General features: G+C 52.4%; 21 protein-coding genes and 2 pseudogenes. 11 read left to right on the top strand and 12 right to left on the bottom strand.

The features are described 5' to 3' along the window. The 3 genes and pseudogenes from AWJ19_RS10075 to AWJ19_RS10065 form a co-directional block, all read right to left on the bottom strand. Nucleotides 1-689: pseudogene (locus AWJ19_RS10075) on the bottom strand (LrgB family protein). Between the two features lie 112 nt (nt 690-801). After that, the gene (locus tag AWJ19_RS10070) at nt 802-1,101 is read right to left on the bottom strand and encodes a CidA/LrgA family protein (protein ID WP_128083560.1); all 300 of its coding nucleotides are present in this window, start codon (nt 1,099-1,101) and stop codon (nt 802-804) included. 195 nt (nt 1,102-1,296) lie between these two features. Beyond that, entirely contained in the window at nt 1,297-1,980 is a 684-nt protein-coding gene (locus AWJ19_RS10065; RefSeq protein ID WP_068723394.1) for an NAD(P)H-dependent oxidoreductase, read from the bottom strand. Between the two features lie 146 nt (nt 1,981-2,126). Here AWJ19_RS10065 and AWJ19_RS10060 point away from each other — a divergent pair, with 146 nt between their 5' ends. Next, the gene (locus tag AWJ19_RS10060; RefSeq protein ID WP_068723392.1) at nt 2,127-2,531 is read left to right on the top strand and encodes a helix-turn-helix domain-containing protein; all 405 of its coding nucleotides are present in this window, start codon (nt 2,127-2,129) and stop codon (nt 2,529-2,531) included. Here the strand turns inward: AWJ19_RS10060 and AWJ19_RS10055 are convergent. Further along, a complete protein-coding gene (locus AWJ19_RS10055) occupies nt 2,528-2,926 on the bottom strand; it encodes a YkvA family protein (protein WP_068723390.1) in 399 nt (132 codons plus the stop codon). The genes AWJ19_RS10060 and AWJ19_RS10055 overlap by 4 nt on opposite strands. Nucleotides 2,927-3,046: 120 nt before the next feature. Between AWJ19_RS10055 and AWJ19_RS36435 the strand changes: the two are divergent. Continuing rightward, nucleotides 3,047-3,346 (top strand): annotated as a pseudogene (locus AWJ19_RS36435) (sugar phosphate isomerase/epimerase); the annotation flags it as partial. Nucleotides 3,347-3,354: 8 nt separating this feature from the next. Further along, nucleotides 3,355-3,882 (top strand): TIM barrel protein, encoded by a 528-nt coding sequence (locus tag AWJ19_RS36430; RefSeq protein WP_347231101.1) that lies wholly within the window; start codon nt 3,355-3,357, stop codon nt 3,880-3,882. Between the two features lie 11 nt (nt 3,883-3,893). Here the strand turns inward: AWJ19_RS36430 and AWJ19_RS34710 are convergent, their stop codons facing one another. Continuing rightward, a complete protein-coding gene (locus AWJ19_RS34710; RefSeq protein ID WP_128083559.1) occupies nt 3,894-4,094 on the bottom strand; it encodes a hypothetical protein in 201 nt (66 codons plus the stop codon). A 157-nt stretch (nt 4,095-4,251) separates the two neighbouring features. Between AWJ19_RS34710 and AWJ19_RS10040 the strand changes: the two genes are divergently transcribed. Continuing rightward, nucleotides 4,252-5,232 (top strand): glycosyltransferase family 4 protein, encoded by a 981-nt coding sequence (locus AWJ19_RS10040; RefSeq protein ID WP_241781673.1) that lies wholly within the window; start codon nt 4,252-4,254, stop codon nt 5,230-5,232. A gap of 92 nt (nt 5,233-5,324) precedes the next feature. On the opposite strand, the gene AWJ19_RS10035 is transcribed toward AWJ19_RS10040, so the two are convergent. Next, nucleotides 5,325-6,485 (bottom strand): glycosyltransferase, encoded by a 1,161-nt coding sequence (locus tag AWJ19_RS10035; RefSeq protein WP_347231098.1) that lies wholly within the window; start codon nt 6,483-6,485, stop codon nt 5,325-5,327. A gap of 189 nt (nt 6,486-6,674) precedes the next feature. On the opposite strand from AWJ19_RS10035, the gene AWJ19_RS10030 reads away from it, so the two are divergent. From AWJ19_RS10030 to thiD, 3 genes are all read left to right on the top strand, one after another. Then, entirely contained in the window at nt 6,675-7,214 is a 540-nt protein-coding gene (locus tag AWJ19_RS10030) for an RNA polymerase sigma factor (RefSeq protein WP_068723383.1), read from the top strand. Further along, entirely contained in the window at nt 7,207-8,592 is a 1,386-nt protein-coding gene (locus tag AWJ19_RS10025; RefSeq protein ID WP_068723382.1) for a DUF4850 domain-containing protein, read from the top strand. Before AWJ19_RS10030 ends, AWJ19_RS10025 begins: the two co-directional genes overlap by 8 nt. 204 nt (nt 8,593-8,796) lie before the next feature. Further along, nucleotides 8,797-9,609 carry a bifunctional hydroxymethylpyrimidine kinase/phosphomethylpyrimidine kinase gene (gene thiD / locus AWJ19_RS10020; RefSeq protein ID WP_068723379.1) on the top strand — a complete coding sequence of 271 codons (813 nt, stop codon included), beginning with the start codon at nt 8,797-8,799 and terminating at the stop codon, nt 9,607-9,609. Nucleotides 9,610-9,693: 84 nt separating this feature from the next. On the opposite strand, the gene AWJ19_RS10015 is transcribed toward thiD, so the two are convergent. Together AWJ19_RS10015 and AWJ19_RS10010 are read right to left on the bottom strand one after the other, a co-directional pair. Continuing rightward, nucleotides 9,694-10,596 carry a hypothetical protein gene (locus tag AWJ19_RS10015; protein ID WP_068723377.1) on the bottom strand — a complete coding sequence of 301 codons (903 nt, stop codon included), beginning with the start codon at nt 10,594-10,596 and terminating at the stop codon, nt 9,694-9,696. 165 nt (nt 10,597-10,761) lie between these two features. Then, nucleotides 10,762-11,271 (bottom strand): GNAT family protein, encoded by a 510-nt coding sequence (locus tag AWJ19_RS10010; protein WP_068723376.1) that lies wholly within the window; start codon nt 11,269-11,271, stop codon nt 10,762-10,764. A gap of 206 nt (nt 11,272-11,477) precedes the next feature. Here AWJ19_RS10010 and AWJ19_RS10005 point away from each other — a divergent pair, with 206 nt between their 5' ends. Then, a complete protein-coding gene (locus AWJ19_RS10005; protein WP_068723374.1) occupies nt 11,478-11,711 on the top strand; it encodes a ferredoxin in 234 nt (77 codons plus the stop codon). A 37-nt stretch (nt 11,712-11,748) separates the two neighbouring features. On the opposite strand, the gene AWJ19_RS10000 is transcribed toward AWJ19_RS10005, so the two are convergent. Genes AWJ19_RS10000 through AWJ19_RS09990 form a run of 3 tightly spaced genes read right to left on the bottom strand, consistent with a single transcriptional unit; the run spans nt 11,749 to nt 14,721 of the window. After that, on the bottom strand, nt 11,749-11,982 hold the full coding sequence (locus tag AWJ19_RS10000; RefSeq protein ID WP_082707811.1) for a hypothetical protein: 234 nt from the start codon (nt 11,980-11,982) through the stop codon (nt 11,749-11,751). A 7-nt stretch (nt 11,983-11,989) separates the two neighbouring features. Continuing rightward, a complete protein-coding gene (locus AWJ19_RS09995; RefSeq protein WP_068723372.1) occupies nt 11,990-13,210 on the bottom strand; it encodes a Ger(x)C family spore germination protein in 1,221 nt (406 codons plus the stop codon). Beyond that, on the bottom strand, nt 13,207-14,721 hold the full coding sequence (locus AWJ19_RS09990; protein ID WP_068723371.1) for a spore germination protein: 1,515 nt from the start codon (nt 14,719-14,721) through the stop codon (nt 13,207-13,209). The genes AWJ19_RS09995 and AWJ19_RS09990 overlap by 4 nt, the downstream gene beginning before the upstream one ends. A 164-nt stretch (nt 14,722-14,885) precedes the next feature. Between AWJ19_RS09990 and AWJ19_RS09985 the strand changes: the two genes are divergently transcribed. Further along, complete coding sequence (locus tag AWJ19_RS09985; RefSeq protein ID WP_068723370.1) at nt 14,886-15,989, top strand: endospore germination permease; 1,104 nt, start codon at nt 14,886-14,888, stop codon at nt 15,987-15,989. A 35-nt stretch (nt 15,990-16,024) separates the two neighbouring features. Then, nucleotides 16,025-16,804 carry an AraC family transcriptional regulator gene (locus AWJ19_RS09980; protein ID WP_068723369.1) on the top strand — a complete coding sequence of 260 codons (780 nt, stop codon included), beginning with the start codon at nt 16,025-16,027 and terminating at the stop codon, nt 16,802-16,804. Here AWJ19_RS09980 and AWJ19_RS09975 read toward each other — a convergent pair. Beyond that, nucleotides 16,770-19,625: a glycosyl hydrolase 115 family protein gene (locus AWJ19_RS09975; RefSeq protein ID WP_068723368.1), complete on the bottom strand. Its 2,856-nt coding sequence runs from the start codon at nt 19,623-19,625 to the stop codon at nt 16,770-16,772. The two genes, AWJ19_RS09980 and AWJ19_RS09975, sit on opposite strands and share 35 nt — an antisense overlap. Nucleotides 19,626-19,888: 263 nt before the next feature. On the opposite strand from AWJ19_RS09975, the gene AWJ19_RS09970 reads away from it, so the two are divergent. Then, nucleotides 19,889-21,628 (top strand): SGNH/GDSL hydrolase family protein, encoded by a 1,740-nt coding sequence (locus tag AWJ19_RS09970; protein WP_068723367.1) that lies wholly within the window; start codon nt 19,889-19,891, stop codon nt 21,626-21,628. Nucleotides 21,629-21,687: the final 59 nt, after the last annotated feature.

Raw genomic sequence — 21,687 nt, 5'->3', positions numbered from 1 at the left:
CTAGTGATACATGATCCAGACGACGAGCGGCGAAACAATGGAGCCGACGATCGCACAGACGGTCATGGCAACAGAGCTCATAGAGACGACTGCTCACCATATTCCAGCGCTTTGGCAGTGCCGAGCGCATGGGATGCGGTGCCCAGTCCGATGCCGATGCCCGACTCGCTGCGGATTCTGAACAGCTTGATAATGTATGGTCCGCCAATTGCCCCGGTGAAGCCGGCAATCATCACGAATACAGAGGTCAGTGAAGAATCTCCGCCCAGGCTGCCGGAAATTTGAATCGCAACTGCTGTCGTAATGGACTTGGGCAGAATAGAGAGCACATAAATTTTGGAGAAGCCCAGACCGGCTGCCAGCAGCAGGCCGCTCAGCATGCCGACCAGCAGGCCGGTCACGGTTCCTCCCAGCACCGCCGGAAGATTCTCGCGCAGCACATGCCGCTGCTTATACAGCGGGTAAGCCAGTGAGACGACCGCAGGCCCGAGCAGACGGTTGATCCATTCGCCGCCGATCATGTATGTATCATAGGAAATATCGAATCCGAGCAGCAGTACCACCACCGTAAAGGTGGCCGTCAGCGCGGGTAAAAGGACAGGCAGACGGTACCGTTTGTACAGCATAGCCATGAACAGATAAATAGCAACATTAAACAGGATGAATCCTGCGGCAAGCAGCAGTCTCATGCGCCCTTCCTCTTTTCACTCAGGGTCTCGGCAGTAAGGCTTTGTCTCGCTGCACGGCTTACGCTAAAGCCGGCGATCCACTCGCTGGTATGGGCAGTCACAACCATGGTGATCACACTGCTGACAACCAGAATCGCAATGAGCAGCAGGCCGCGGCGCTGAAAATATCCAGGTGGTTCATAATCCCGGCGGTTGCCGGAATGAAGAACATGGGCAGGTAGGCCAGGATAAATGACGAGCCATTTTCAATCAGCTTAACAGGTACAATTTTTAATAATAAGAGTACAAAGAGCAACAACAGGCCGACGATGCTGCCGGGAACGGGCAGATGCAGCAGCTTCTGCAGAACATCGCCTGCCAGATAGAACACATACAGTACTCCGACCTCGGCAATGATACGGATTATTTTCATGTTGCAGGAATCCCTTCAGTCTAAATTAAGTAATTCACCGGTAATCGTTACCTTCTTAGACTAGCGGCCTTTCAGCAAATTTTCAATTGTTTTTCGCACCTTCTCAATATTTTCACAAATAAGAAAAACCTCTCTGCAAAGCCGGCGTACACAGCACGGGCTTCTTGCAAAGAGGTTTTTTGTCTTGCTATAGTCTTATACCCACTGAATGACCTGTCCGGCAGTCTGTCTTGTTTTGGCGCGGGGTTCAGCCTTCCGGTATCCGAAGGCGACCATGCAGGCCAGGCCGAAGTGCTCACGGTCCAGAATGCCTTCCGCTTCCAGCGTCTGCTCAATCAGCTCCTTGTTGAAGCCTTCAATCGGGCAGGAATCGATGCCGATCATGGCCGCAGCGGTCATCATATTCCCGAGTGCCAGATAGGTCTGGCGCGCCCCCCACTCAAATTTGGCCCGGTCGTTGCCCTTTAATCCGAAGTCCTCGTTCAGAAAGGTATCAAAAGCCTTGGCTTTGCCAGAAGCCACTTCCGGCGGCAGCTGCTGCACATCATGCATCATGCCGCCGATAAAGGCCGAATCTGCTGCGAGATCCGCCGGCTGTCTTGACAGAATCAGCAGAAAATGACTGGCCGTAGGCAGCTGCTTCTGCGCCCCCCAGGCATTCACCCGCAGCTTCTCACGCAGCTCCGGATTCTGGACGACGACAAATTTCCAGGGCTCAAATCCGAAGGAGCTCGGCGACAGGCGTGCCGTTTCCAGAATAAAGCCGAAATCCTCGCTGCTGATTTTGCGGCTGCTGTCAAATTCCTTGGTGGCATGCCTGAAAGCGTAGGCTGCCAGAATATCCTCTTTTAACGCTTCGTTCTTTTCCAATGTTTCCATCTCCGTTACACCCTTTCAGTCCATTTAAAATATTGTTTTGACGTTATCCTGCTCGCATGCTTAATATTAAGATATATATAACGAAGTTTGAAGTACGCACATTTTTGTTATGTAGTATACAAAATGATACTGTGAGGTGAACTGGCATGCGTGACCGAAAAGGCGGCTTTGGCGAATGTCCCGATGGCGCTAAGGCCTGTCCCGTAGAATTTACCCTTGATGTAATCGGCGGAAAATGGAAGGGCGTGCTCCTGTACCATTTGATGGACGGAACAAAACGCTTTAATGAATTCCGGAGAATCTGCCCGGGCATTACGCAGCGTATGCTTACGCTGCAGCTGCGCGAGCTGGAGGAAGACGGTGTGGTCCACCGTGAGGTTTACCAGCAAGTTCCGCCAAAGGTTGAATACTCGCTGACTGAATTTGGTCGGACACTGGTTCCGATCATCCACTTAATGCGGGATTGGGGCGAGGCCTACCAGACCAAGCAGCTTTCCGTCGAAAAGGACAGCCGCAGCCGGCAGGAAGCCGGTGCAAGGGGGCAGGCTTAACGCCGTGCCCCTTCTGTTTTGGGTTCATCATCAAAAAACTGCTCGGACTTCTCCCGGTGCTCCTCGGTCACCTGACCGGCAATCGCCCGGACACCGGCGGCAATGATTGCAGCATCATCAGTCAGGCCGAGTCCGATAAATGCATCCGGAATAGCATCAATAGGAGCGATGAAGTAAGCCAGGGCACCGAAAGCTATACCCTTGGCCCAGAGCGGCGTCTTGGCATCAATGGCACAGTAATACATGGCAACCGCGTCCTTCGTAAAGGGGATTTTACCGGCGAACTTTTTCATTTTGCGCCAGAAATCCTTTTTGACGATCTGCTCATTCTCCTTGCTGTACTTAAATTCCTCGGCCTTCAGCACTGCCGGCAGCTTATCATTTTCCAGTTCCATATCAATCCCTCCTACTGTCAATTACCCTAATCCGTGCTATCTATCGCGGGTTAGAAGTTGCAAGTATATGAAAGCGTAATTATTATTAATAGGTATACGCATTAATTATAATAAAAGGAGATGTTACCCATTCGCTTCGGAACTTTGGCCCATACGGCAGGTTGCCTGCCCCTAGACACACTGGTTTCCACTCTGCAGGCTCATGACATTGACTTCGTGCAGCTCGCCTTGACCAAAGCTATACAGGATATTGATCTTTCTCCGGGCAAGTTCAGCCCCGCGCTGGCTAATTATATCGGTGAAAAATTCGACAAGGCGGGCATCCGAATCGGCGTGCTCGGCTGCTACATTGACCCGATTAACCCGGACCCGGCAATACGCAGGGCTGAGATTAACCGCTTCAAGGAGCATCTGCGCTTCGCCAAGCAATTCGGGGCACCCATGGTAGCCACCGAAAGCGGAGGCTTAACCACCTATCAGCGGCTGATCCGGAACGCTATGAGGAAATCGGCTGGCAGACGTTTAGGTCTACTCTGGAGGAACTGGCCGAAGAAGCGGAAAAATGGGGTGTATTCGTCGGTATCGAAGGCGTCAGCACGCACACCCTTGCTTCTCCGCAGCACATGCGCCGCATTCTGGATGAAGTGCCTTCCAGCAACATCGGCGTCGTATTCGACCCCTGCAATCTGATTGGACAGGATGTCAGCCGTCAGGATGAGATTGTGGACAGCTCCCTCGACCTGTTCGGTGACCGGATCATTCTCGCTCATCTGAAGGACATTTATGCGGGCAGCGAGGGGTACCGCCATGGCGTTCCGGGCGGCGGGCTGTTCCACACGGCTGACTTCTTCCGGAAGCTTCAGGCACGCAAGCCAATGCTTGATGTGTCACTGGAGGAGATCACACTGCCGGTATTTAACGAAACGGTTGCCCTGCTGCACAGCCTGCGCAGCTAGTGCTGTAAGCTTCAAGTGTAGTGCTTCCAGGCCAGCAGGTGCTCATCATCATCCACCAGCCATCTTGAGGCGTACACAATCTGACCGGTGTGGTAGGCGTAATGCTCTGCCGCACGATCAGGATTTTTTGAATACTCCAGCTGTACCCTTCCATTTCTCGATCCGCCGTCTCCACATATCCATGAGATTGATCCAGCCTTCCTTCGTTCCATTTAGACACCTGACCAAATAACGTACTTTTCCCTGCCTGCTGAATAAAATGCTATAACATAGCATGAATGCCAATGCAGCGCTACACAGGAAGGGAAGAGATCAGTGATGAGGTTCACATTCCCCATTCTTACCTTATGCCATGGCGGAGCGCAACGGATGCTGGTGGAACTCACCAATGGTCTGACTGCGATGGGCCACCAGGTTGTTATTGTCATGCCTATCCACGGTGATGTTTCATACGAGATTCATTCGGCCCTGCACCGTACCGACCATACTGTGCTCCGGGAATCCGACTTTCCCTTCAGCGATGTTATCGTATCCAACTTTTATACTACGGTGCCGGTCTCCGAGGCGGCAAGCCAGAGCGGCAAAGGGCTTCATGTCCGCCTGTCGTTATGCTATGAACCTCTGTTCCTGCCTGAAAATCATGTCTCATTTCCCAGTTATAATACCACGCCAAGGCTGATTGTGCTGTCGAAATGGCAACGGGATATTATTGCACTTAACCACGGGATAACAGCAAGCATGGTTCCGGTCGGCATCAGTACTATTTTCCGTAACCAGCATATCCGCCACAAGCTGCAGGAGCCCATGAATATTACAGCCATTCTCCGCAAGGTCGAGAACGGATTTTCCTGGCACCGTGAGCAGGATTATCTCATTCAGCAGTTAGATATCGTCAAACAGAATCTGCCGCATGTTACTGTCAATTTCATCAGCCCGCCGGATGAATTCTACACCTCGGAGTCCCTGCAGCAGCTGAAAGCCAGCGGCAAATACCGCTTCTTCACCCCGCTTAACGATGAAGAGCTGAATTATCATTATAACGGTGCGGATATTTTTGTCAGCTCCAGCATATTTGACAGCGGCTCCCTGCCGGGGCTGGAAGCCATGCGCTGCGGTGCGGCGCTGGCAACCGTGTATTCCGGGGGAAATATGGAGTATGCCAGACATGAACAAAACTGCCTGCTCTCCTTCCGCTATGAAAACCGGCTGGCCGGAGACGTGATCCGGCTGGTGCAGGATCATGTGCTCAGAGTCAGGCTGGCCTCCCAGGGTGAAGCAGACTCGAACAGCTGGACCTGGGCGAACAGCGTCCGGAAGCTGGAACAGACCATTCTAAATTTTTTGGCATAATAAAAGGACGGCAGCACATCGGAAACCGGCGGTGTGCTGCTGTCCTTTTGTTTGAAATCGGCAGGTTATTCTGGCACACCTGTTTATCAGTCTTACGGCGATGCAGGACCATCTTCTGCTGCTTCCGGGGACTGCAGCCGGATATAACGGTCTCCGAGCAGGTTCTGAAAATAATTGCGGTTATATAACATGCTGGGATGTGTCGGATGGAACAACAGAGCTGTTTCATTATATTGATTGGCTTTTTCATGCTGTCCCAACCGGTCATAACACAAGGCCAGCTGGAGATGGGGCAGCCAGGTCGAATAGGCTTCATTCCTGATAGCCATAGATTCCCTGTTCCGGGGCAGCATGACCGCCAGCTCATACCAGTAAGCCGCCGTTTGCAGCTGGCCCTTATCCAGATGCCAGGCACCAAGCCTGCAGCAGAACTCCGCACGCGGCTGGTCATACTGCAGCGTCCTGCAGAGTGCGGCGAAGGCGGCTCCCTGCTCTCCTAACCGTTCCCGGCATTCTGCCAGCTTCAGGCAGGCCTGAATATTATCCTCTACCCAGCCTCTCCCTCCGTCCAGAAACTGCTCATAATAGCCGGAGGCCTCTTCAAACCTTCCATGGTCACGCAGCTCATTAGCAAAATAGTACTGGTCGCGCGGGGTGAACTGTTCTCCGGCTGCCGCCCGTTTCTGGTAAATCCGCAGATTGCGGTCGGTGTATGCTTTGTCTTTTTCATGCGTAATACAGACGTCACTGCTGAGCGATGGCCCGTACACCTCCAGATACTCATGCACCGGTCCGATCCATTTGAAATTGCAGCTGCGGCGGACCAGACGGTTGCGGCGCAGCGAAGCGGTAACATTCCCGGCTGCATCAAAGCCCAGATTATATTGCATATTTACGCTGTCTATCCCCTCCGGCATATTGCTCTTCAGCCGTATAAACCGCTGCTGATCCTCTTCTTTAAGATAATCGTCGGCGTCAAGCCAGAGGATGTACTCTTTGGTAGCTTTGCTGAAGGCAAAATTACGGGCAGCGGAGAAATCGTCAATCCAGGTAAAATCATAAAGGACCGCCCCGAAAGCCGAAGCGGCAGCCTTTGTACCGTCGGTAGAGCCTGTATCCACAATAATGATCTCGTCGGCAATCGCGGAGACTGTAGAAAGGCAGCGGGGCAGGCTGTTTTCTTCATTGCGGACAATCATACATAAGCTGATTTCTATCATCATGTCCTCCTGACCGGTTGTACTGTCAACCACATTGGTGCTCCTATATGGATATGCAGCCCTCCCGTTCTGCAACCCTGTTCCTACCTATGCTGCTGCCGGATTCCGCCGGTATCCTCTATTGAATGGACCGGGTGAATGGGCCAGGCAAAAAAATTTCCTTCAAAAAGCAACTTTTCCTGATGCATGAGGGTCAATGTTATTGAGACTGGGGGGCAAGGCATGTCAATGGAGCGGAATAACGTCGCCACGATGAGCGCTGGCGCATTACAGACACTGATGGAAACCTATGGTGAGGATGTATGGAATTACGCCTTTTTCCTGTCGCGCAGCAGCAGTGCTGCCGACGATATCGCCCAGGAGACCTTCATCCGGGCATATAAATATATGCACGCCTTCCGCGGGGAGGCATCCGTCAAAACATGGCTGCTGCGGATCACCCGCAACCGCTGGTATACCTACCGCAGCAGCAGCTTTATGAAAAGGGTAACCCTGCAGGCAGCCCCGGACAGCACACGTACAGAACATTCGGCTGAAAATGCCTATATGGATGAATCACTCAGCAGTGAAATCTGGCAACTGTTATTAAGGCTACCCCGGAAATACCGTGAGATTCTGATGCTGCATGCCCACTATGAAATGACGATGGAAGAGCTGGCCCATACGCTGAATATCAGCCTGTCGGCTGCCAAATCAAGGCTGCACCGCGCACGGCAAAAGGCAAGCGAATACTGGGAAAAGGAGCTGAACGGGAATGGCTAGATTACCGCACGACTGGGAAAAGCGGCTGCAGGAATCGCCGTTTGCAGACAGGCATTTCACTGAAGAACTGCAGCGGAACGTGAACGGGCGGCTAAACAATCCGCCTCAGCGGAAGCTCCGCCGCTGGACATATGCTGCAGCCATGCTGCCTTTAGTGGCGCTGATGCTCGTGATCGGCTACAGCAGCGGGGGATTCAGCAGCCTCACCGACCGGCCGGATCACGGTGTAGTTTCCAACGGTGAAAACTCTCCCGATCCCGGAGAAGCCGGCACACAGACGTCTGCACTGTCCTTCCCTTCGCCAGATATTTCCGGCGGAGAGGTGCAGCTGCCGCTTGTTACAGTGCTTGCCGTCCCCAGTGTGGATGACGGATACCCGGCAGTCAAGAATCCGGTTCCTTCCCTGCCGGACATGACTTATCCGCTCTCTGCTGAAATGGCAGACCAGCTGCAGGCGACACTGGTCTACGGAGCTGACGGCAAAAACAGCTACCTGCTGCTCTCGCCTGCCGGCTGGGAGGCCTCTGCGGTTATCGGAGCCAACGGCTCCTATGGCTTAACCTTCACGGACCCGGCCGATCCGGCGCAGACACTAGCCTACACCGATACCAACTGGAGCTGCCAGGGCTGTGCAATCGGCGATATCGGCCTGTATTTTCCGGAAAAAGCGGGCTGGGCAGAGGATCAGGGCTTTCCTGTATACGTGCCGCTCGATTTCAAAAGCCGGGAGATGCTGGGTACCGGAGGGGATGACGGACGTACTGTCCGCTATACCCTGCAGCCGGACAAGGACGGCCTGCTGGCAGACGGGGCGGCTTATTATGAGGAGGGAAACTGGGGTTATCTCATCCGAAGAATAGAGCTGCGCCATGCCTCCGGAATTCCGGAGAATGCAGCACTGGAGAGCATACTGGGCTTTTTCGCTGCCAGCAACGGGGCGCTGATTCTCCCTGAGGCCGGGCTGCAATCAGAGGAAGCAGATCCTGATCCATACTCAACCAGTGACCTGTTATCTGTTCTTGAGCAGCAAGGCCTCCGGCTGACTTCAGTCGGCCCCGGAGATGAGCATATGTTCAATAAAGAGCTGGCCGGCGTGTGGCCGGATGAAGAGCTTATCGACTATGAGGGTCCGCTGAGTATTCCGGACCGCCTGTCCATCTATACTTATGATAGTGTGGAAGCTTGTGCTGAAGGGCTTGAAGCGCTGAAACTGGAGATTAACCGCACAACCTATGACGGCGGAGCCAGGATTTATCCGCACGCCTTCAGAGGCGGCAACTTCCTGGTTGTGTATTGGATGGGCCCTGGCGGGGAAGGCGGCTTCAAATACGATAAGGCCATAAAAACCGCCTTAGCCGGATTCAACAGCAGGGAATAGACAACAATATACAGGCTGCGCAGTACTGATAAATAGTGCTGCGCTTTTTTGGCGACGATAGCGGTGTTTTTTGTTATAATATCGTAGTGCATGCAGAAACGGCTCTACCGTCCATTTGGCCGGCAGCCGTTTCTGCGGGAAATATACAATGATTCCACCAGAATCAGTGCTTCAGAACTTTATATACAGAAGGAGACGTTCGCCTTGTCAAAAATCGTTAAAACCCTAACTATAGCCGGTAGTGACTCCAGCGGTGGCGCAGGCATCCAGGCTGACCTCAAAACCTTTGAGGAATATGGTACCTATGGCTTCAGCGCATTAACCACTATCGTTACAATGGACCCGGATAACGGATGGCACCACAACGTTTACCCGGTCGATGCTGTAATCGTAGCCGAGCAGCTCAAGACGGTCTTTGCCGGCGGTCCGGTCGATGCCATGAAGACAGGCATGCTGGGCAGTGTCGAAATCGTCCACGTCGCTGAAAAAGCGATTAAAGACAACCTGCAGACAAATGTAGTCATTGACCCTGTTATGGTCTGCAAAGGCGAAGATGAAGTATTGAATCCTGAAAGCGCCAATGCAATCCGCGATCTGCTGCTGCCGCTGGCAACAGTAGCTACTCCCAACCTGTTCGAAGCCGGGGTGCTGTCCGGACTGGGCAAGCTCACAACCCTTGAGGATATGAAGGAAGCAGCCCGCCTGATACACAAACTGGGGACCAGGAATGTCGTCGTAAAAGGCGGTAAGGCCCTCGGCGGCGATCTGGCGATCGATGTCTTCTTCGACGGCTCGGAATTTACCGTGCTCGAAACCACGAAGATTGAGCCTGCTTACAACCACGGTGCCGGCTGCACATTTGCTGCGGCGATCACAGGCGGGCTGGCGAACGGTCTGACGGTACATGAAGCTGTAGCCAAGGCTAAAGACTTCGTCTCTGCCGCCATCCGGAGCGGATATGCTTTTAACCAGTATGTAGGACCTGTATTCCACGGCGGTTACCGTCTGGAGAAATAGGACAGGCCCCAACCGGCACAGAATTTGATTTTCTGCTAAAAAACCGTGTACCCCTTAATGGGGACACGGTTTTTTAGCATCTTATTATTTTCCGCCGACAATATGCTCTATGAACGGAATGGCTTTATCCTTGGCTTCATCTACACCGAGAACGCCGATGATCATATTCTCGTCATCGGCCTTGTTAACCGGCAATGCGGCGACAAAAGCGGAGTCCGTAATATCTACGCCATACAGCTCTTCCTGCCCGCTCTCCGGATTTTTTCCCCACTTCAGGCGGGGATCATCCTTGTCAACACTCCCGCTTTCTACAATGGCGCTCAGATCCTGGAAGCCGTCCTGCCCGCCGATCCATTCCAGTGTAGCTTCATCCAGAATAATGATATCAGGATGGTTCGCCGCCAGCTCCACTACCGCTTTTTGCATATAGTTCATATCGAAGGAGTCCGCACCCTCACCGGTTCTTGGCAAGTAGATCATATTGCTCTCCACCCGTTTCCACTCCGGATACTGCGCAATAATAGCGGCATCCAGATCGGCCGTCTGGCCGTCAGGGTCCTGCACGCCGAAATTACCCAGGAACATAATCTTGGCATCCAGAGGCGGCAGGGAAGCCAGGTACTTCCGGTGCTGCCAGTTGTTATAGATGGCATTTCCGGCAACGGCAAGCACAATGACCGCGATCACCGATACAATGACATGCGTCCGGTACAGGCGGAAGAACCGTTCCCATTTGCTGGCCGTACCGGAGAACTTCCCGTATTTAGCCAGCCGCTGCTGCTCGGCTTCATCAATCTCCTGCTTGTCCAGCGTGTCCAGTATAAACTTGAACGCCTGGAAATCCTCCTCCGGCGCCGAGCGCTCCTCATCCTTAGCTTTCGATTTCCGCCGTTTGAGCAGCAGGTCGAAGCGTTTATTGATCTCTTCCCTGGATACGTTTTCAGATAAACCTAACCGTTCATAGGCCTGCTTCAGCTTCTCGTTCACATTCATTTCTCCTTTAAATATGTATAATGCCAGCTTCATAAATGCAGATAACCCTATTCTAGCAGACATTGGCCCCAATACTCCAGTTTACCTCCGGATTGGTATCTTCTCTAATGAACCTCCTTCGGTATACACGAAAAAAAGCAGCCAATACCGGGCTGCCCTTCACAATAGAGGCCGTTCCATGACCAGGAATTCCATACTGTTATCTCCGCCGGTTCTTTCAAAGCTCCCGGTCAGCTCAAATCCGGCTTTACGGTACAGGGCTGCTGCTCTCAGATTAAAGGCTGCTACCGTGAGCCTGAGCTTCCCGGGTGCATACTGCTGCTCTGCAAAACTAATGCCGGCTCGCAGGAAATCCATTCCTTGTCCGGCTCCGGTATATTCCGGCTTCATCCCAAGGCCGATATCCAGCACATTATCCCCTTTGTACAAGCCTTGTTCTGCCCCTCCCGGAACACGCGCATTGCCCCCGTAACAGAAAAAACCGGCCAGCTGGTTCCCTGGTATAGTAACAGCATAATAACTGCCGTCCAGCAGTTCCTGAAGACCCGCGGGATCATCCCCCATATTGTAAAGGTCATACGGCGGCTCATATTTCCATCCGCTGATCTCCCTGGCATCGTACTCTTCCATCTGTCTTAGCTCATAACGTAAACTGTTGCTGTCTGTCATCTGACATTGTCACCCCGGCCATTAATTAAATTACTGCTGAGGCAAATGTATAGCAATGCATCCGATCCGTCAACAAAGACGTCACAAAAAAACGTCAGAGCAGCTGGTTCCCGGTATATCCAGGCATATAAAGCGCTTTATTACATATACATCCCACTAGGCAAAACATTAATTTGCCTTTACAAGTCATAAGGAGGCTTGAGAAAATGTTCACATTCGCCAGTGTTAATCAGGAGGAATGCATCGCCTGCGGTGCCTGTAATTCGGCGGCTCCCGATATTTTTGATCTGGATGACAGCGGAATTGCTTCAGTCATTTTTGCAGGGGACAACAACCGCGGAGTTACCGCTATCGCGGAAGTGCTGCAGGAGGAGCTGCAGGATGCAATAGACAGCTGTCCGACCCAGTGCATCCAGCTCTCGGATGCCCCATTTGCTTAAGAAATACGCTGCTGTACGCCGGTCAATCATTGAAAAGTCATTGAAACCATGATCCGACGATAGTGTTGAACGGCTTGTAAATCATAATAACGAGCAGAAGCGGACTCGGGAGGTTCACCCGCAGCAGGGCGCAGATTGCTGAAGCAATTCCGGCTGCCCAGTACAGCCCGAAGGCAAGGCGGTCCCGGCCTTTACGCCGCCCTTTCATTAAGGGAAGATCGACAGCGACGCAGACAACAGCGAGGGCCAGGCATAACAAAACAAGCAGCATATCCGCTTCACTCCTTTATTTGATCTGCAAAAGAACTGTCGATGGTGCCGATCCGGTTAATCGTAACGTCAGCCTTGTAATGAATAGGCAGCTCCTTCAGGTAGTTGTCTTTATTCTGCTCCTGCAGTCTGGCCCAGACCTTGGGATGTGTCCGGTAAATGGATTGGCCAAAGCCGAAAATATCGACATTAAACCGCTTATTGATCTGAGACACAGCATCCTCCATCCGGTCGATAATCCGTTCCTCTGTCTTCTTTTCCAGCTCGTGAATAGTCTGATCCGTCTCAAGGTGGTCTGTGCCTTGCACCTCCTGTACATTGCAGATCGCCTTGACCTCCAGAAAAATATGGGGTTCTCCGCCGATTATTTTCACTTTCCTCTTAGTAGAAGATTCAAGCCCCTCGATCACTATCAGCTTGCCGTCATCACCCTCTACATGGCCTGTATTCTTAACGACATTATCAACGACAAAATTATAACCGACGGTTTCACCGTCATTCAGCCAGCCGAGCATTTTATCTTTTTTGAACACAGCCACATCTTCATAACGCAGTCTGGTTTTTGGGCTGGTACGCTCCGTGTTGCTTTTTTCCCCGCCTGCTTCAGGATCTCCTTGGACCTCCACTCCGGTCAATACCGGATTCTTCCCTTCATAAAGCAGGTCCTCTATGAACCTGTCCAGCGTAACAGCAACCGTCTTGGCAGACACCTGGTAGGATTTGTCCAAAGCATTGAACAGCTTATTAGCCGGCAGCTTATCCAGCGGAGTCAGCACATTCAGTACTTCCTTCGCCGTCCCTTCCTTAGCTACCATTGCATAAAAATCCATCCGCGGCTCACGGCTCCGCTTCAGCACGTCCAGCACCGGGCCCAGCCCTTCACGGGCAAGCGCCTCTCCGATTACTACCACCCGGATATGTCCCATATAGCCCGACCGTGAGCTGGTCAAATTGAATTTGCGAAAGGCTTCATAAATGCTCGCTGCAGGAAAGCTGTAAGTAACTACAGGTATACCACTGCCCATCCCGCCGGCAGTCTGTGATGAGATTGCTGAAGGAATGACTACCTGCATCGTCACCTCAAATCCGTCCTCCGCCTTGTCCAGACCCAGAGCAAGAACAAACGCCAGCTCATTCAGCTCCTGCCGCTCCCAGCACCCGCTCAGCAGCGTGGACATCAGCAGCAAAGGAAGCAACACAAATACTGCTCTGCGGACAGCCCTTTTCATGATTCCTGCTCCCCCTGTCCAGCCGGTCCTTGACGATAAATATTTTTGGTCCGGCTTTCCGTGGGCCTCTTCCGGAGATGCGGCCATGGAAACCGGAAAATCGTATCCTTCATATCTTCAGACCGGTAAGGCCCGATAGGGCTCATATAGGAAATTCCAAAGGAACGGAGGCTCGCCAGATGCAGTACAATAACAAACACCCCGCACAGAACTCCGTACAAGCCGATAAATCCGGCCAGGCCGATCAGGGCAAACCGGATGATCCGTGCGGCAATGGACATGCCGACCTCCGGAATAACAAAGCTTGAGATTGCTGTAATGGATACGATAATGACCATTGCGGAGGAGACGAAGCCTGCTGCAACCGCCGCCTGGCCAATGACAAGCGTCCCGACAATCGAAATGGCCTGGCCGACATTTTTCGGAATTCTGACCCCCGCCTCCCGCAGGATTTCATAAGTCAGCTCCATCATAAGCGCCTCAATAAAAGCCGGAAACGGGACACTCTCCCGCTGGGCAGCGAGACTTATTACAAGGCTGGTCGGAATCATCTCCTGATGATACGTCGTAATGGCCACATATAAGGCCGGTGCCAGCAGTGTAAGAAAAAACGCCAGAAACCGGATGAACCGCAGCAGAGTTGAAATATCAGCACGCTGGTAATAGTCCTCGGCTGATTGAAAAAAAGCGACAAAAATGGTCGGGGCCAGCAGGACAAACGGCGTTCCGTCAATCAGAATCGCCACTTTACCCTCAAGAATGCCCGCAGCGATCGTATCCGGCCGGTCACTGTTATACATGGTCGGAAACGGCGTCCTCGCTGTATCCTGAATGAACTCCTCGATATAGCCGCTCTCCAGAATACTGTCGGTATCAATTTTGTTCAGCCGCCGCTTCACCTCCTTGACCAGCTCCTCATTGGCAACATTGCTTAAATACATGATTGATACGCTGGTCTGGGTTACCCTGCCGATCTGAAGGGTCTCCAGCCACAGCTGGCTGTCCTTGATTTTGCGGCGGAGCAGCGCCGTATTGGTCCGCAGGTTCTCTGTGAAGCCTTCCATCGGACCGCGTACCACGGATTGCGAGCTAGGCTCACTTACCGCCCTGTCATCCCAGCCGGGCAGACCAATCCGCAGCGCATTAGCGGTTCCGTCTACTGTAAGCATGACACTGCCTGACATCAGGTCATGGACAAATTGCCCCATTTTGCTAACAAGCGTCAGATCGCCGGCTATCAGAATACGTTGTCTAAGCAGCTCTACAGTCTGCTCCGGATTAAGCCCCTCCAGCATCTCCGGTACCCTGTTTCCCTGCAGGGAGTACAGAATGGATTGGTGCAAAATCCCCGTATCCACCAGTCCGTCTATGTAAAAAAGGGTAAGCCGCGTTTTGTCTCCTAGCAGGAGCTCCTTGCTTATCAGATCGGTGCTTAACCCGAGCAGCTGTTTGATCTGTTCGTGATTGTCATCCAGCCGGCTGGACAGATCCTGATCATGCTTGTCCTTCATTGTGCTGCCTCCTGTTAAACCAATCTGTTCCATAGTTTAATTCAGATCATGATAATTATTCCTTGGATGAGACCCTCCTGAGCTAACATAAATTGGGCTTACTAAGCCATACTAAGCAAGTATTGACAAGGATATCCGCCCACAGCGGGGTCAGGGGAGACATTATGATGCTAGAAAAGGACAGGATTAGCACAGCGCAGATGGTTATACTCGGCCTGTTTGCTTTTATCGGGGATATGGCGCTGGTCTATCCTTCCGTTATGACGGCTAACGCCCATCAGGATGCCTGGATTGCCGGTCTGATCAGTCTGCCGCTGGGGATCGGTATGATTTTTATGATGGTGACTGTAGCTAATATTGACCCTAACAAAACCATCATCGAGCTGAGCCGGCAGATTCTTGGGAAGTGGCTTGGCGGAGCTGTGGCCCTTTATTATCTGTATTTCTACCTGATCGCCGGCTCCATGTATATCCGTGAAATCGAGGACTTTATGTGTACGCAAATTTATGAGGGGACTCCCGGCGGAGTCATCAGGGGTATGAGTATCATTCTGCTCGTGTACGGAATGCGGCTGGGGCTTGAGACACTAGGACGGGCATCGCAGATCTTCCTTCCGTTATTTGTTATTTTCCTCATTTGCCTGATGGTGCTGCTTTTTCCGCAGGTCCAAGTGGAACGGATCTATCCCATTATGATTACTCCTTTTCCCGACATGCTGCATGCGGTCATGTACGGTGTCTTTTATCCGTTCGGGGAAATGTGTGTATTCTTTATGGTGTATCCTTATGCACGCAAGTCGGGTACAATCAACCGCGATATTTTTGCCTGCATTTTTGTCGGGGCCCTGACGCTTAACCTGATTCTGATCCTTTCGCTCACTGTGCTGGGCGTGTACTTCTCCGAGCATAACTTCTACGCTGCCTACATACTGGCCCGCAAAATCAATATCGCCAACTTCCTGCAGCGGATAGAAGCACTCATGGCAACTGCCTGGATCATCAGCACCTACTTCAAAACCGTCCTGTATTTCTATGCCTTTGTATTAGGCTCAGCCCAGTTCCTGAAGCTGAAAAGCTACCGTCCGCTGATTTTCCCTGTAGCCTTCCTGCTCTACGGGCTCTCCCAGCTGGTCTCCAGAAATATTATCTTCTATATAAAAGAAATTCCAGCCTACTGGGTAGACTGGAATATGACTTACTCATTCGTACTGCCGTTATTTATGCTGATTGTTTTTAAGGTGCGGAAACGCTTGTCCCGGGGTTCATGAGGCGCTATGATTGAACCGAGGAGGCTCAGTCAAGCATGGATATCAATCAGTACGAACAGCTGGTGCCGGATGTTTTTCTGTTTGTTGACCGGAAGTGCTTTGAAGGTTGGGGAATCGGCCAGAGCACCATCGATTTTCATGATCTCACCTTTATCGTTGAAGGTAAGGCTAACTATTATATCAACGGGGACAAGTTCACCGTTGAGGCCGGTGATCTGCTGTATGCTCCTGCGGGCAGCATCCGTGAAGCCCATACCTTCAAAGAAGCGCCGATGCATTCCTATGCATTTAACTTCTTCTGGCTGGGCGGGCACAATGAAGTGCAGCTCCCCTTTCAGACGGTAACCCGCAACTGGCGGACCAAGGAGGTTCTGGAGGATATCCGCGAATTCTCCCATGTCTGGATGGGCAAGCAGCCTCTCTACCGGATGAAAGCCAGAGCTCTTTTTCAGCAGATCATCTACCGTTTGCTTGTTATTGCACATCATCAGCAGACCCCGTTCGTTGATCCCCGGATTCAAAGGGCAACCGCCTATATTATGGATCACTATTGTGATGAAATCACGATCGGCGAGCTTGCCGCACCGGCCGGGCTAAACCCCGAATATATGGGCAAGCTGTTCAAGATTAACACCGGAGTGGCCTTGAAGGAATATATCAACCGGGTGCGGGTCAATAATGCCGAGATGCTGCTGTCGGCGGGCGGCTTCAATGTTTCCGAAGTTGCTGCTCATTGCGGCTACCGGGATGCAGCCTACTTCAGCACTGTATTCAAACAGATCAAAGGCTATCCTCCGTCAGCTCTGCTGAAGTGATGTAGCTTTCCTCCGGCCCAAGATAGGAATACGGCAGCGGCCCGGCAGACAAAACCAGCTTTTGCAGCACAAGCCCGGCATCCAGTCCATAGAAACGCAGAGTATGGATACCTTTTGATAGGGTATGGGTGGTGGCTGTAACATGGATATTATCCATTACCGCCCTGCACCAGGCCCCGTTATCATGATTGCCGCCCTCAAAGCCCGGAGGCAGAGCATCGGCGATGACAGGATTGTGACCGTCAAAGCCTGCTGCATACTTCAAGCCGCAGACCGGCGAGAGGTGATTTGTCGGTGCAACGTACGCCGTCAGGCTGTATTCGCCGTTCTGCCGGATGGATACCCGGTACTCCAGGTAAGGCGATCGCGCCGGTTCACTAAAGGATACAGTGTCCGGGTACATTTTGACCGAGGATAAGGTTCTTCCATAGCTGTTGACCGTTTTCCATTCCACACTGTCCGCCATAACACGCGTAACGGTATGCTCTGCCTCAATGGACACAACATCATGCGTCTCAACAAAAGTCTTAGGCGGCACCCCGTTCAGGTCAATCCAGTCTATCTCTGCACGGACCGTAACCGTGCCTTCGGCTCCGCTGATAACAATATCGCCGCTGCATGCCCCTTGCACCTTATCCCAGTCAACGGATACAGTGATTGTCTCTGCTGTCTCAGTCCAGCCGCTGGGAGGGTCCAGCCTGATCCAGTCCGCATAGGCTGCTACTTCATAGGCAAAGCCCGCGTCCCCGCCATTGCTGACGGTAACCGTATAAGTCTCCTTCTGCAGATTCGTAAACACCGGCAGAGCCGCTGTTCCTGAAGTATACCCTTGCTCCGTGCCCTGCACATCGATGATCATTAGCGGTCCTTTTACCGGTACCACGGCTGCCGCCTGCGGATAACTCCACCCTGCCGCATCCCAGTTGACATAGCCGACATGCGCCGAGCTCATCATGCCCCGCCATTTTCCGCCGGAGATTCCGTTGTTATACGTCTGCTCCAGCCGATTGTCCCGTTCGATGGCTTCTGCTGTCAGCCCTGCATACGTATTTGCAAGAACGCTCCCCCGCTCTGCATAGAGCCGGCTAAGCCCGGCATACACTTGCATTTGCAGGACGTTAGCCGAAGCCGCAGCGGGAAAATAGACGAGCTGAAAATAAGCATCCTGCAGTTGCTCCGGGATAAGCCTTCTATAATGATCAGCAGCCTCCACAAGCTTGCCAGCCTGCTCCAGCACCCGCTGCGCCTCATTGTAATGCACGAAACTGAAGGTATCCTGCCGGATAATTTCCGGCTTGCGCCGCCCGTTCATCCTAGTGTAATCTGCCAGTATCCCGGCAATTCCGCACACAGCCGCTTCATCTGCCGCATGGCCGAACTGCTGCTGCACCCACCGCTCTGTATATTCTTTTGTCCTGTTTATCGCAGCCGTTCCCCAGGCTTCGAAATCATAAGCCAAATCCAGAAAGTAAGATACGGGCAGCTCCATCGGCTTCAAATCTCCGACATTAACAATCCACACATCCCGGATTCCGTAATCATAAGCCATACTCATCTGCTCCCAGACCTTCTCCAGAGGAGTCGTATTCACCCATTCGTAGGAATGCGGACCGCCGTGATAATCCAGGTGATAGTACATCCCCCAGCCGGCGCTGCGGTGCTGCTCCTGCCCCGCCGGGATTTTGCGGAGGTTGCCGAAATTATCATCCGACAGCAAAATGGTCACATCATTCAGAACCTCCCAGTCCTTCAGCCCCTCCGCTTCAGCCGTGCCGTACCAGTATTTCTCCACCTCTTTATAGACGGCCAGAACCTGCGGTGCCTGCTCAAGCCCATACCGCTTAAGCAGTTCTTTTTGCGTGAGGATGATCTCCTTCAGCAGTTCAATGTTTTCCTGGTCGCTGCCTTCCAGCGCCGAATCGCTTTCGCCCCGCATGCCCAGCGTAATCAGGTTCGGAAAATCTTTATTCCTCCTGATGCCGTCCTCCCAAAAAGCGGTGATCGCCTCCCGGTTCCGGGCAAAATCCCACAGATTGCTTGTCCCGTAATCCTTATACACCCTCTGCCATTCACTGCCGGCCCGGAACAGGGGCTCGTGATGCGAGGTGCCCATGATGATTCCGTATTCCTTGGCAAGCTCTGCATTCGCAAGCGGATGACTCTTCCCGTTCACACTGAACTCAGCGCTCCACATGGCCGGCCAGAGATAATTGCCCTTAAGCCTGAGAATCAGCTCAAAGATCTTTTCATAGAAAACTTCGTTGAAATCCCCGAACGCCCCGGTTACCCAGGAACCTAGAGAAGGCCAGTCATCATTCAGAAAAAAACCCCGGTATTTGACTGAAGGCTCTTTGGAGCTGACATCAAGCTTAGTGTCCGGCAGATCCAGCAGTGTTCTTTTCTCAGGTATGACATCGGCAAAATAAACCCACGGGCTCACTCCCATCATTTCAGAGACAGCATAGATCCCGTAGATGGTCCCCCGTTTGTCGCTGCCCGCGATAACCAGTGCCTGCTGCACCCCGTCACCCGGATGCTCAATCCGCTGAATTCTGTAGCATTCCCGTTTACCTTGAATGGCGGATACATCCACCTTCCCCGCAGCAATCCACTCATCGATCAGCCTGCTTCTGCCGGCGGTTCCTACAACTATAACGGTACTGCCCAGCTGCCTAGGTTCAGTGATTATTTCCGGTCTTGTGCCGGTTACCAACTCTATATCTGCGGCAAAAGATTCCGCTACTCTGCGCAAACCGCCATCATCTTCTGCTGCTTCGTCCAGATATATTCCTGCTGCTGTTCCCCGTTCCACAACGATCATTCATTCCTCTTCCTTCCGTGTCGGCTTTTTGGGCTATTCAGGCACATTATATAAGTTAAGCGGTTACAGCAGCCATGTGTAAACCAGATACTTCTTGTAATTAACCGATATGAATTTCATAAAAGGGCTCAAATGGAGCGGGAATGCATTTCAGGAAAGACCGAATTCTGATAAAATTCAGGCATTGTATGGCGCACGTGCTCCCTTATACCCGCCATAAATAGTAAGCGCCTTCAAAATATCAGCTAAAAGGATGATCCTATATGTCAGATCCAATCAGCTCACTAGATAGCATCACCGCCGGCAGCGGCCCCAAAGCTCCTGAAGACCCTGCTGAGCGCCGAAATGGATTTTTTGTGCTGTTTGAAACGCAAATTGAAGCAACCGCGCGCCCTTCGGGCAAGCCTTCACAGGAGGTTTATCTGGAGGGAAGCTATCTGATTGATAAGGCCAAATATATCGGCGGGGTTGAGGATGAGCACATACTGTCCCTGCTTGGAACCTGTGCGGGATTCCGCAAGCTCGTCCATAGCATCGGAATATCTGTAAAAGCGGAGGATAGCCGGGGCGGGGTCTCATTTCTGCTGCAGAACTGGGGAAAGACAGACAAATATACATCCGGCACCAGTCTCCAGGTCCCCTGTCCGGCGGACGGGACTGAGCTTATTTTGCAGCTGGATCAGATTGAATGGTCGGCAGACGATGACGTCCCCGGCAAATTTGCTTTTGAGTTTGAAGAGGCTGGCAGCCTGGCGGTGGCGAGTATTATTTTTTATCTGAATGACGGGTATACGGCACCTGAGCTGACCCCGGAAACGCCGGTAGCCTTCGGTTCGGAGCAGTACCGGGAGATGATAGCGCGCTCCCTGATGCATCCGGGGAATAATGTGCGGCTGAAAGCCGCCATAGACAAAGCCTCCCGCGGAGAAGATGTAACGATTGCCTATATCGGAGGCTCCATTACGCAGGGTGCGGGAGCCAAACCGATCCATAGTGAATGTTATGCCTATCAGTCTTATTTAGGATTTAAAGCGCTGTACGGTAAAGACGGAGGCGGGAATGTTCATTTTATCAAAGCCGGGGTTGGCGGAACTCCGTCCGAGCTTGGAATTATCCGCTATGAACGCGATGTGCTCAGGGACGGTGCTGTCCAGCCGGATATCGTTATTGTCGAATTTGCCGTCAACGACGCGGGGGATGAAACAAGGGGCAACTGCTACGAAAGCCTGTGTCTGAAGATTCTGTCCGCCGGTAACCAGCCTGCGGTCGTGCTGCTGTTCAGCGTTTTTGTGAATGACTGGAACCTTCAGGAGCGGCTCTCCCCTGTCGGACTCCGCTACAACCTCCCGATGGTCAGTATAAAGGATGCTGTGACCGAGCAGTTCAAGCTGACCAAGGCCGGTGGAAATACAATCTCCAAAAGGCAGTTTTTCTACGATATCTATCATCCAACCGGCGACGGGCACAGGGTTATGGCGGATTGCCTGATCCATCTGTTCACACGGGCCGCTGAAGCGCCGGCAGATACTGAAGATATTGACCTTAACGTGCCGCCGGCAATCGGGAATGACTTTACGGCGATACGCCTGCTGGACCGCTCACATACCTTAAGTAACGTGCGGATCGAACCGGGCAGCTTCACAGAATCCGACATGGACCTGCAGATGGTAGAGCTGGATGACAATCCGCACGGGACGCCGCAGTTCCCCTATAACTGGATGCGTCCGGAGGGAGCCGGAGCTGTGCCATTTAAGCTGACAATAACCAGTAAAATCCTCATTCTGGTGTTCAAGGATTCCGGCAGCGCAAGCTTCGGCAAAGCCGAAATCCGCGTGGACGGCAAACAAGTGCTCACCGCCGACCCGCACGAGAACAACTGGACCCACTGTAATGCAGTCATTGTCTACCAGCAGGAGACGAGCGGCGAGCATACGGTGGAAATCACCATGGGCAGTGGTGATCAGGACAAGTGCTTTACTATACTTGGGTTTGGGTATTGCTGACAACGGCGTGAGTGCAAATGTAAGTGGGTTATTGAGGGATGGGATAAGGAGCCAGATAA

The sequence above is a fragment of the Paenibacillus sp. DMB5 genome (assembly GCF_001517085.1).
In the GTDB taxonomy this organism is placed as follows: domain Bacteria; phylum Bacillota; class Bacilli; order Paenibacillales; family Paenibacillaceae; genus Paenibacillus_AQ.
Note: the sequence above shows the minus strand (reverse complement) of the source record. Positions and strands in the feature narration are given on the sequence as shown.

Excerpts from the sequence above, each read along its gene's own strand:
- AWJ19_RS10070 (WP_128083560.1), bottom strand. The coding sequence starts at position 1,101 with ATGAAAATAATCCGTATCATTGCCGAGGTCGGAGTACTGTATGTGTTC.
- AWJ19_RS10065 (WP_068723394.1), bottom strand. The coding sequence starts at position 1,980 with ATGGAAACATTGGAAAAGAACGAAGCGTTAAAAGAGGATATTCTGGCA.
- AWJ19_RS10060 (WP_068723392.1), top strand. The coding sequence starts at position 2,127 with ATGCGTGACCGAAAAGGCGGCTTTGGCGAATGTCCCGATGGCGCTAAG.
- AWJ19_RS10055 (WP_068723390.1), bottom strand. The coding sequence starts at position 2,926 with ATGGAACTGGAAAATGATAAGCTGCCGGCAGTGCTGAAGGCCGAGGAA.
- AWJ19_RS34710 (WP_128083559.1), bottom strand. The coding sequence starts at position 4,094 with ATGGAACGAAGGAAGGCTGGATCAATCTCATGGATATGTGGAGACGGC.
- AWJ19_RS10040 (WP_241781673.1), top strand. The coding sequence starts at position 4,252 with ATGCTGGTGGAACTCACCAATGGTCTGACTGCGATGGGCCACCAGGTT.
- AWJ19_RS10030 (WP_068723383.1), top strand. The coding sequence starts at position 6,675 with ATGTCAATGGAGCGGAATAACGTCGCCACGATGAGCGCTGGCGCATTA.
- AWJ19_RS10025 (WP_068723382.1), top strand. The coding sequence starts at position 7,207 with ATGGCTAGATTACCGCACGACTGGGAAAAGCGGCTGCAGGAATCGCCG.
- AWJ19_RS10010 (WP_068723376.1), bottom strand. The coding sequence starts at position 11,271 with ATGACAGACAGCAACAGTTTACGTTATGAGCTAAGACAGATGGAAGAG.
- AWJ19_RS10005 (WP_068723374.1), top strand. The coding sequence starts at position 11,478 with ATGTTCACATTCGCCAGTGTTAATCAGGAGGAATGCATCGCCTGCGGT.
- AWJ19_RS10000 (WP_082707811.1), bottom strand. The coding sequence starts at position 11,982 with ATGCTGCTTGTTTTGTTATGCCTGGCCCTCGCTGTTGTCTGCGTCGCT.
- AWJ19_RS09995 (WP_068723372.1), bottom strand. The coding sequence starts at position 13,210 with ATGAAAAGGGCTGTCCGCAGAGCAGTATTTGTGTTGCTTCCTTTGCTG.
- AWJ19_RS09990 (WP_068723371.1), bottom strand. The coding sequence starts at position 14,721 with ATGAAGGACAAGCATGATCAGGATCTGTCCAGCCGGCTGGATGACAAT.
- AWJ19_RS09985 (WP_068723370.1), top strand. The coding sequence starts at position 14,886 with ATGATGCTAGAAAAGGACAGGATTAGCACAGCGCAGATGGTTATACTC.
- AWJ19_RS09980 (WP_068723369.1), top strand. The coding sequence starts at position 16,025 with ATGGATATCAATCAGTACGAACAGCTGGTGCCGGATGTTTTTCTGTTT.
- AWJ19_RS09975 (WP_068723368.1), bottom strand. The coding sequence starts at position 19,625 with ATGATCGTTGTGGAACGGGGAACAGCAGCAGGAATATATCTGGACGAA.
- AWJ19_RS09970 (WP_068723367.1), top strand. The coding sequence starts at position 19,889 with ATGTCAGATCCAATCAGCTCACTAGATAGCATCACCGCCGGCAGCGGC.